Annotated in this window: 9 protein-coding genes; 4 read left to right on the top strand and 5 right to left on the bottom strand. The window is 73.1% G+C overall.

What is annotated here, in order from left to right; genetic code table 11:
- A partial coding sequence (locus ACZ5OX_RS11085) for a hypothetical protein (protein WP_465629596.1) occupies window positions 1-312 on the top strand: 312 nt, incomplete at its 5' end.
- A gap of 136 nt (window positions 313-448) precedes the next feature.
- Here ACZ5OX_RS11085 and ACZ5OX_RS11080 read toward each other — a convergent pair.
- Window positions 449-1,453 carry a stage II sporulation protein M gene (locus tag ACZ5OX_RS11080; protein ID WP_465629595.1) on the bottom strand — a complete coding sequence of 335 codons (1,005 nt, stop codon included), beginning with the start codon at window positions 1,451-1,453 and terminating at the stop codon, window positions 449-451.
- 322 nt (window positions 1,454-1,775) lie between these two features.
- Between ACZ5OX_RS11080 and ACZ5OX_RS11075 the strand changes: the two genes are divergently transcribed.
- Complete coding sequence (locus ACZ5OX_RS11075; RefSeq protein ID WP_465629593.1) at window positions 1,776-2,795, top strand: RDD family protein; 1,020 nt, start codon at window positions 1,776-1,778, stop codon at window positions 2,793-2,795.
- 60 nt (window positions 2,796-2,855) lie between these two features.
- Here ACZ5OX_RS11075 and ACZ5OX_RS11070 read toward each other — a convergent pair whose 3' ends face one another.
- Window positions 2,856-3,494 carry a hypothetical protein gene (locus ACZ5OX_RS11070; RefSeq protein ID WP_465629592.1) on the bottom strand — a complete coding sequence of 213 codons (639 nt, stop codon included), beginning with the start codon at window positions 3,492-3,494 and terminating at the stop codon, window positions 2,856-2,858.
- A gap of 117 nt (window positions 3,495-3,611) precedes the next feature.
- On the opposite strand from ACZ5OX_RS11070, the gene ACZ5OX_RS11065 reads away from it, so the two are divergent.
- Window positions 3,612-4,124 (top strand): SigE family RNA polymerase sigma factor, encoded by a 513-nt coding sequence (locus tag ACZ5OX_RS11065; RefSeq protein ID WP_392884469.1) that lies wholly within the window; start codon window positions 3,612-3,614, stop codon window positions 4,122-4,124.
- Window positions 4,121-5,146, top strand: coding sequence for a hypothetical protein (locus ACZ5OX_RS11060; protein WP_465629591.1), 1,026 nt, complete (start codon window positions 4,121-4,123; stop codon window positions 5,144-5,146). The genes ACZ5OX_RS11065 and ACZ5OX_RS11060 overlap by 4 nt, the downstream gene beginning before the upstream one ends.
- Before the next feature lie 68 nt (window positions 5,147-5,214).
- Here ACZ5OX_RS11060 and ahcY read toward each other — a convergent pair whose 3' ends face one another.
- The 3 genes from ahcY to ACZ5OX_RS11045 all read right to left on the bottom strand — a co-directional run bounded on the left by ahcY (window position 5,215) and on the right by ACZ5OX_RS11045 (window position 9,311).
- Entirely contained in the window at window positions 5,215-6,663 is a 1,449-nt protein-coding gene (gene ahcY, locus ACZ5OX_RS11055) for an adenosylhomocysteinase (protein ID WP_392884466.1), read from the bottom strand.
- A gap of 340 nt (window positions 6,664-7,003) precedes the next feature.
- Window positions 7,004-7,981 (bottom strand): cation diffusion facilitator family transporter, encoded by a 978-nt coding sequence (locus ACZ5OX_RS11050; RefSeq protein ID WP_449792950.1) that lies wholly within the window; start codon window positions 7,979-7,981, stop codon window positions 7,004-7,006.
- A gap of 79 nt (window positions 7,982-8,060) precedes the next feature.
- Window positions 8,061-9,311: an SIS domain-containing protein gene (locus ACZ5OX_RS11045; protein ID WP_465629590.1), complete on the bottom strand. Its 1,251-nt coding sequence runs from the start codon at window positions 9,309-9,311 to the stop codon at window positions 8,061-8,063.
- Window positions 9,312-9,362: the final 51 nt, after the last annotated feature.

Below are 9,362 nucleotides of genomic sequence, written 5' to 3'. Positions count from 1 at the left end.
CTGAGGCCGGGGATGTCAACATATCTGGCGTTGACTTTTGGCACGCTGTTGAGTTCTCAAGGAACGGACGCTTCCTTCGGACCGCCTTCCAGCGGGCCCTCCGGGCTTCGTTCTTTCGTGTTTCCAGCTTACCAGATGTTTTCCGCTCCGTTTACCGGGGCTTCATTCATCCAATTCCCGCTGGCGGGATTTCCTGCGAACTTCGTCCCGAAGCCTATCAAGGCTTTCGGAGTGCTCAGTCCGTGGGATTTTGCTTCGTCGGAGGGCGCGCATTTCGTGAAACGCGCTCGCCTCGATTCGGCGGTGTCGTAGACACTAACGCCCGGGCCCGACTGTTGTCCAGTCAGTCCCAACCGTTCAAACCTACTAGCCCACCCGCACCACGTCAATGGTTTGGCCGGGGTGAGAAGAAGAGTAGCAGGTCAGGAGCCTGTTGATCACATCGGGCTCAGGCCGCGACGGGCTGGAGATCCGCCCGATCGGCCGCGTCCAGATCACCGGACTCGCCGTCCGCGGCGGCCTTTCGGCCCAGCACCAGGGCGTAGACGAGGAAGGCCGCCTCGGCGAGCACGCCGATGGAGATGCGGGCCCAGGTCGGCAGGCCGGACGGGGTCACGAAGGCTTCGAGGACGCCGGAGACCGCCAGCACCGTCGCCAGGCCGATCGACATGCCGATGATCGCGCGGCCCTGTTCCGCCAGCGCCACCGAGCGGGTCCGCGGGCCGGGGTCGATGACGGTCCAGCCGAGGCGCAGGCCGAGGCCGCCGGCCACGAAGACCGCGGTCAGTTCCAGCAGGCCGTGCGGGATGAGCAGGCCGAGGAAGACGTCGAGGCGACCGGCCGAGGCCATCAGCCCGACGCCGACGCCGAGGTTCACCGCATTGGTCCACATCACGTAGAGCACCGGAATGCCCAGCGCGATCCCGAACAGCAGGCACTGCACGGCGATCCAGGCGTTGTTCGTCCAGACCTGCGCCGCGAAGGAACTGGCCGGCCGGTCCGAGTAGTACGTCTCGTACTGGCCGCCGGGGCGGGTCAGCTCCTGGAGGTGCTCGGGTGCGACCAGGCTGTTGCGGACCTCCGGGTGGGTGGCCACCCACCACGCGAGCAGGACGGTGGCGACCATCGAGACGATCGCCACCGGCACCCACCAGCGGCGCGCGCGGTACAACGCGGCCGGGAAGCTCACCGTGTAGTAGCGGGCGACGTCCTGCCAGCCGTTGGTCCGGGCTCCGGTCACCGCGCTGCGGGCGCGGGAGACCAGGCCGGTCAGTCGGCTCACCAGGGCCGGATCGGGCGCGGCGGCCTGGACCTTGGCCAGGTGTCCGGTGGCGCGCTGGTAGAGCGTGACCAGTTCGTCGGCCTCCTCGCCGCTGAGCCGGCGCCGCCGGGCGAGGGCGTCCAGCCGGGCCCACTCCCCCTGGTGGGTGGCGACGAAGACGTCCAGGTCCATTTCGGCGGCTCCATGATCGGCGGCGGGCGCGGACGTGCGCGGGCGGGCGGGTGGGTCCAGGCTGGCGGTCCGGGCCGGCGGGTCCGGGCGGACGCGTGCGGCCCAGCATGCCAGCAGGGACTGCCGCCCGGGCCGTCGGGATCTCACTTCCCGTGCGCCCGCCGGGCCCCGTATGTTGGCGGCTGCGGATCAGACTGCGGAGAGCGGGTCACGGGGGGAGCCGGTCCGGGGTGACTGCCTCCCCCGGGTGCAGCCGCTGTCCCAGGGGTGGATCTCCATGGGCGAGCCGTACGGGCTCCAAGAACGTGAACGGACAGGTGTCTTGAGCGACCTGGTGACGGGTGAGGCGGTCGTTCTCGGCCTCCAGACGGCGAAGCTTCCGAGCAGGGCCCTGGCGATCGTGATCGACCTGTTGGTGGAGTTCGCCGCCCTGCTGGTGTTCACGCTGGTGCTGAGCGTCGCCCTGATCGGCCTCGACAACGCCGCGCTGGCCGCCACGATGATCGGCCTGACGGTGTTCTTCCTGGTGGCCGTGCCGGTGATGATCGAGACCCTCACCCGCGGCCGCTCGCTCGGCAAGGCCGCGCTCGGTCTGCGGGTGGTGCGCACCGACGGCGGGCCGGTGCGGTTCCGGCACTCCCTGGTGCGCGGGCTGGTCGGCTTCTTCGAGATGATCATGCTGACCGGCGCCCCGGCCGTGATCACCTCGGCGGTGCACTCGGACGGCAAGCGGCTCGGCGACATCTTCGCCGGGACGGTGGTCGTCCGCGAGCGCACCCCGGGTGCGGGCGGTTCCGCCGCCCCGCTGCCGCCCGTGCACCCGCAGCTGCTGCAGGCGATGGGCCACGAGCTGGTCGCGATGGACCTGTCCGCCGTGCCGGAGCCGCTCTGGCTTGCCATCCGCCAACTGCTCGGTCGGGTCGGCCAGTTGGACCCCGCGGTGATGAACCAGATGTCCACCCGGCTGGCCGGGGACCTGTCCGCCAAGATCGGCCACCCGGTCGCACCGGGGCTGCACCCGGCGGCGTACCTGGGCGCGGTGCTCACCGAGCGCCAGCGGCGCGAGTGGACGCGGGCCCGGGAGCAGCAGTGGGCGGCCGGGCCGATACCCGCCGGGGCGCTACCCGCTCAGCCGGTCCCCGTCCAGGCCCCGGCTCCCGTGCCGGCTCCGACGGCCCCGGCCGGTCGGCCCACCCGGGTCCTCGGTCTGCCGCCGCAGCAGCAGCCCGCTCCCATGCCCCCGGCCGTACCCGCGGCCCCGGCCGCGCCGGCCCCGCCCGCCGCACCGACCGCCCCGTCCCTCGACAAGCCCGCCGACACCGGCTTCGCCCCGCCCGCCTGAAGCCGGCTCGCCCCGAGCCCCGCCCGCCCGAGGCCCGGCCACCACGGCCGTACGGGCCCGCTACTCCTCCTCCGCCCCCACCCGCCAGGCGTTCGGCGGCGACTCCAGCTCCTCCAGCTCGATCCCCTCCGCCGCCAGCACCACGTCCCCCGCCAGGTGCACGACCTGCTGCTCGCCCGTCTCCAGGTCCGCCACCTGGTACCGCTCGACCAGCAGCGGCCCCGAATCCGTCTCGTGGGTGTCGACGCCCTCCAGCAGCCACCCCTGGTCGAGGGTGCGCGGCGCCAGCACCGGCTCGGTGAAGGCCACCAGCCGCACCCGCGCGCTCGCCCCCTCCCGCAGCCGCAGCAGCCGGGCGGTGGCGACGAGGAAGCCCGGCGAGCGGCCGGTGAAGGCGTGCGCCCGGTCGTGGCCCTCCACCGCGTGCTCGCCGCCGGGGTCGGCCGCGTCGGTACGGACCCAGGCCACCCCGTCCACCGCCCCGCCGCGCACCTGCCAGCCGCCGGCCCGCAGTTCCATCCGCACCGGCCGGGCCCGCGAGTCCAGCGTGAGGTCGGTGCTGCCGAGCACCCGGCCGTCCGGCGCGTAGGTCTTGGAGACGTACCGCCAGCCGGCCGCCCCGGGGGCGCAGCTGAAGCGCTCCTCCCCGAGCAGGACGTGGTCATGAGGGTCATGGAGCGAGTACCGGCCGTTGGGCATGCCGGAAAGCCTACGTGCGCCGTGTGCGCGCTCCGCGTGCAACCTTCCGGCCGGTGCCCGCATTAGAGCGGCGGACGGCGCGGCGGCGCGTCGCCACCACGACGAGAGGGGGTGCGGATGGCGAAGCAGACGCGCGACGTGGAGTTCACGGAGTACGTGGCCTCCAGGAGCGGCTGGCTGCGCAAGGTCGCCTATCTGCTGTGCGGGGACTGGCACCGGGCCGATGACCTGGTGCAGGAGTGCGCGACCAAGCTGTACGTGAACTGGTCACGGGCCGGCCGGGTGGAGAACCTGGACGGCTACGCCCGCAGGGTGCTGGTCAACACCTTCCTCGCCGAGCAGCGCACCTCCTGGTGGCGGCGGATCTCGCGGACCGCGACGCCGGTGGACGTCGCGTCGGTGGCCGCCGACCTCGACGCCAACCTGGACCTGCGCGAGGCGCTGGCCGCACTGCCGCCCAGGCAGCGGGCCACCGTGGTGCTCCGGTACTACTGCGATCTCACGGTCGATCAGACCGCCGATGCGATGAGCTGCTCCTCGGGCAATGTGAAGAGCCAGACCTCACGCGCTCTCGCCACCCTCCGGACGACCCTCACCCCTCGTCCCACCACCGCCGAGAGGACGCCATGAGGACGCACGAGCAGCGTGATCTGACCGCCCGGCTGAGCGCCCTCGCCGAGGCCCCGGCACCGCCCCCCGCACTCGACGCCTCGGCCGTGATCGCCCGCGGGCGGGTCCGGCTGCGCCGCCGACGGCAGGCCCTGATCGGCGTGGTGGCCGGGTCGACCGCCGCCGTCCTGGCCGGGGTGCTGCTGCTGCGCCCGGCCGGGGGCCCGCCCGCACCGGCCGTCCCCGCGCCCACCGCACCGGCCTCGATCACGCCGTCCCCGACCGCCGCGCCGACCCCGGCGGCCGCCACCGGTCCGCTGACCACGGAGGTCCGCTTCGGCTGGCTGCCGCAGTGGCTGGCGCACCCGGCCGTCGGCTACGCGAACAGCGACGGCCGGTCCGTCGCGACCGCGGCCACCACGGTCGCCGTCCTCAACGCGGTCCCCGACCTGAAGCTCCAGCTGCTGCGCGGCACCGAGGAGTCCCCCGCCCCCGGTACGCACACCGCCACCGCGCCCTCGGTCGCCGGCCGGGAGGCCCACTGGCTGGTCACCGACGCGTCGGGAACCACGGTCGGCCTGCGCTGGCTGACCGACTCCGGCCGCTGGGCCGAACTGCGCGCCACGGTGTGGCTGGGGTCGAAGATCCAGGACGACCTGCTCCGGGTCGCGGCCGACGTCCGGTTCGGCGGCTCGGACGTCCCGTTCCCGGTGCGGCCGACCGGCGTGCCCGCCGACCTCAGGCTGCGGACCGCCGAGGTCCACCGGCCCACCAAGGACTCCGAGCCCAAATGGAGCGCCATCCTGTCGTACACCGTCGACGGCAAGTGGCTGAGCGTCACGGTCCAGCCGGAGGGCTTCGGGACGTTCGTGGACGGCCGGCCGGAAGGCGGCACCCCGGTGTGCCGGGTCGCGAAGGGCGTCCGGCTCTGCGCCAACGGCACCGCGGCGCAGTCCCCCTCGGTCCAGGCGGCCGGCGGGCTCGCCGGCCTGCTCGAACGGTTCGACGTGCTCGGCGCGGACGAGGCGTCCTGGGCCCGCTGACGCGCCCCGCACACGCCGACGGCCGGCGCCCCCGGAGAGGAGGCGCCGGCCGTCGGACCGTCAACCGGTCAGTAGCGGTACTGCTCGGCCTTGTACGGGCCCTCGACCGGAACGCCGATGTAGTCGGCCTGCTCCTGGGTCAGGGTGGTCAGCTTCACGCCCAGCGCGTCGAGGTGCAGGCGGGCGACCTTCTCGTCCAGGTGCTTCGGCAGCACGTAGACGCCGATCGGGTACTGCTCGGTCTTCGTGAACAGCTCGATCTGGGCGATCGTCTGGTTGGCGAAGGAGTTGGACATCACGAAGGACGGGTGGCCGGTCGCGTTGCCCAGGTTCAGCAGGCGGCCCTCGGACAGCATGATGATGGTGTGGCCGTCGGCGAAGCGCCACTCGTGGACCTGCGGCTTGACCTCGGTCTTCACGATGCCGGGCAGCTTCGCCAGGCCCGCGATGTCGATCTCGTTGTCGAAGTGGCCGATGTTGCCGACGATCGCCTGGTGCTTCATCTGCTCCATGTGCGAGGCGAGGATGATGTCCTTGTTGCCCGTGGTGGTGATGAAGATGTCGGCGATCGAGACGACGTCCTCCAGGGTGGTGACCTGGTAGCCGTCCATCGCGGCCTGGAGCGCGCAGATCGGGTCGATCTCGGTGATGATCACGCGGGCGCCCTGGCCGCGCAGCGACTCGGCGCAGCCCTTGCCGACGTCGCCGTAGCCGCAGACGACCGCGACCTTGCCGCCGATCAGGACGTCGGTGGCGCGGTTGATGCCGTCGATCAGCGAGTGGCGGCAGCCGTACTTGTTGTCGAACTTCGACTTGGTGACGGCGTCGTTGACGTTGATGGCCGGGAACAGCAGCTTGCCGTCACGGTGCATCTCGTACAGGCGGTGGACACCGGTGGTGGTCTCCTCGGTCACGCCCTTGATCGTGGAGGCGACCTCGGTCCACTTGTTCGGGGTGTCCTTGAGGGTGCGGTTGAGCAGCTCCAGGATGATCCGGAACTCGTCGTTGTCCGCGGTGGACGGGTCCGGAGCGGCACCGGCCTTCTCGAACTCGACGCCCTTGTGGATCAGCAGGGTGGCGTCGCCGCCGTCGTCCAGGATCATGTTCGGGGTCTTGCCGTCAGGCCAGGTCAGGGCCTGCTCGGTGCACCACCAGTACTCGTCCAGGGTCTCGCCCTTCCAGGCGAAGACCGGCACGCCCTGCGGGTTCTCCGGGGTGCCCTCCGGGCCGACGGCGATGGCCGCGGCCGCGTGGTCCTGGGTGGAGAAGATGTTGCAGGAGCACCAGCGGACCTCGGCACCGAGCGCCGTCAGGGTCTCGATCAGGACGGCGGTCTGCACGGTCATGTGCAGCGAGCCGGTGATGCGGGCGCCGGCCAGCGGCTGCGACTCGGCGTACTCGGCGCGGATCGCCATCAGGCCGGGCATCTCGTGCTCGGCCAGCTGGATCTCCTTGCGGCCGAACGGCGCCAGGGAAAGGTCGGCGACCTTGAAGTCACCGGTGATGTCGGTCGACATGCGTCTGCTCCTCGCTGATGGGGTGGGGCCAAAGGTCCGGGCGTGCTTCGCGCGCGTCAGGCCGTACGGGTGCACGGCCACGCCGGGACCGCCGGATCCGCGCCGGACCGGCCTCCCGTTGCGCAGCACAAACCGTCGGAGGACCTCTCTCCCTCGACCGGCGCACACCCTACGGGTGCGGACCGCCGATCGACCGCCATCAGCAGCGACGTTCTGGCTCTGGTGACGAATCTACACCGACGGCCCCGTCGGCCGTCCGCCGATGACCGATTTCGGCCTGCGGTCCGACCGGGCCCGAGCCGGGCCCGTGAGGGTCCCCCGGCCGTGGCCGGGGGACGGCTCAGTGCTCGCCGCCGGGGCCCGGGCCACCGGGCGTGGCGGCCGGGTCGTCGCCCGCCGCGGCCTTCTCGGCGCTGTAGACGTCGGGCTCCAGGTAGATCGCCCGGGCGATCGGGACGACCGCGCGCACCCGCTCCTCGGCCGCGTCGATCGCCTCCGCGACCCGGGCGGCGCTGTCCTCGGCGTTGACGGCGATCTTGGCGGCGACCAGCAGCTCCTCGGGGCCGAGGTGCAGGGTGCGCATGTGGATCACTCCGGTGACGGTCTCGCCGTCCACCAGCGCCTCCCGGATCCGGCGCACCGACTCCTTGTTCGCCGACTCGCCGAGCAGCAGCGACTTGGTCTCCAGGGCGAGCACCACGGCGATCACCACCAGCAGGAGGCCGATGCACAGGGTGCCGATGCCGTCCCAGACGCCGTCACCGGTGATCACGGTGAGCCCGACGCCGAACAGCGCCAGCACCAGGCCGATCAGCGCGCCGGTGTCCTCCAGCAGCACCACCGGCAGCTCCGGCGCCTTGGCGGTGCGGATGAACTGGGTCCAGCTCTGCTTGCCCTTGGCCTTCTCCGACTCCCGCATCGCCGTCAGGAAGGACCAGCCCTCCATGCCGATCGCGAAGACCAGCACGCCGATCGCCCAGCCCCAGGCGTCCAGCGTCTCCGGGTGGCTGATCTTGTGCCAGCCCTCGTAGATCGCGAACAGGCCACCGACGCTGAACAGCACGATGGCCACCAGGAAGCCGTACACGTAGCGCTCGCGGCCGTACCCGAAGGGGTGCTCCTCGTCGGCCTCCCGGCGCGCCCGCTTGCCGCCGATCAGCAGCAGCACCTGGTTGCCGGAGTCGGCCACGGAGTGCACGCCCTCGGCGAGCATCGAGGAGGAACCGGTGAAGCCGAAGGCGGTGAACTTGGCCGCCGCGATCGCCAGGTTCGCGGACAGTGCCGCGATCAGTGCCTTGGTGCCGCCTTCGGTACTCATGCCTCTTCTTCCTCACGGGTCGGTCAGCGTCGTCGAGCGCTTACCGTACCGGCCGGGAAGTCCCGTCCGGCCGACCGCCTCAGGACTGCGCGGCCGCGAGCCCCAGGTAGACGGCGGCGAAGTCCGTCAGCGCGACCAGGTCGGCCAGCGCGTGCAGCGCGTCCGGCCGGGCGCTCGCGTACTCGGTCAGCCGGACGTCGTGGGCGGCGGCCAGCCGGTGCGCCCGGGTGACGCCGAAGCTGCGCGGCCCGGCGTCGTCCTCCGGCACCTCGACCGGGCCGTCACGCCCCTCCTCCGCCACCGGGCCGGCCGCGCCCGGGACGTGCCGCAGTAGCAGGACCTGCAGGTACAGCGGGTCCGGCTCCTCGACCCGGTCGCGGAAGAAGTCGTCCGGGTCGGCGCCCGCGCCCAACTGCCCGGTGAACATGCCGCGGTGGGCGGTGAGCACCTGCGGCAGCGGCCCGGCCAGCGCCGGGCGCCCGGCCCGGTCGGCCAGCTGGGCGGCGAACCGGGCGGCGGCGGCCCCGGCGATCGGGCCCTCGGCCCACAGCAGCGGGACCGTCCCGGCCAGCCGCGCGGCCAGGCCCTTCGCCGGGTTGGTGTACGCGGCGGCGTCCGGGCGGCAGCGCACCGCGGCGGCGTCCAGCAGGTCGGCGACGGCCGGCAGCGCGTCGTACGGGAGCTGGGTGAGGCCGATCTTCTGGGCCAGCGCCAGCATCGGGGTGAGGTGGGACCAGAGCGCCGCCGGGTCCTCGGCCGGCAGGTCCGGCTCGGCGGCGGCCACGGGCGCGAGGTCCTCGGACAGCACCGAGGCCGTGAACGGCAGCGGCAGCGCGCGCACCTGCAGCGCGGCCTCGGCCAGCGCGCTGCCGACCGGGGCGGTGACGACGATCGCGCAGCCGCGCGCGTACGCCTGCTCGGCGAGGCTGACCAGGCCCTGCTCGCCGCCGTCGGCGGAGCTGATCACCAGCAGGTCCAGCGGGCCGGCCCAGCCGGGCAGCTGCCAGCCGAGTCCGGCGGTGAAGGCGGGCCGGGCGCCGGCCCGGTCGGTGCGCGGGGCGGCCGCCTCGGTCGGCGGCAGCGCGGTGACCAGGGAGCCCGTGCCGGCCAGCGCGGACAGCATCTCGGCGGCGGTCAGCGCACTGCCGTGCCCGGCGACCAGGACGGCGCGCGGACGGCCGTCCGGACGCAGCCGGTCGAGGCCGGCCGCCTCGGCCTGCCGCAGCGCGGTGCGGACCCGCGCGCCGGCGCCGGCCAGGGCCAGCAGGGCGCGGTCGTGGTCGGCGCGCTGCAACGCGGCCGGGTCGTCGAGCAGGGTGTCGTCGAGCATGCGGCGAACCTCCGGCTGCGGTCCTCTGGGCGCGCGCTCCGCTGCGCGCCG

The organism is Kitasatospora sp. NPDC032121 (genome assembly GCF_055580145.1).
The sequence above is the reverse complement of the archived record's forward strand: the minus strand, read 5'-3'. Positions and strand labels throughout refer to the sequence as shown.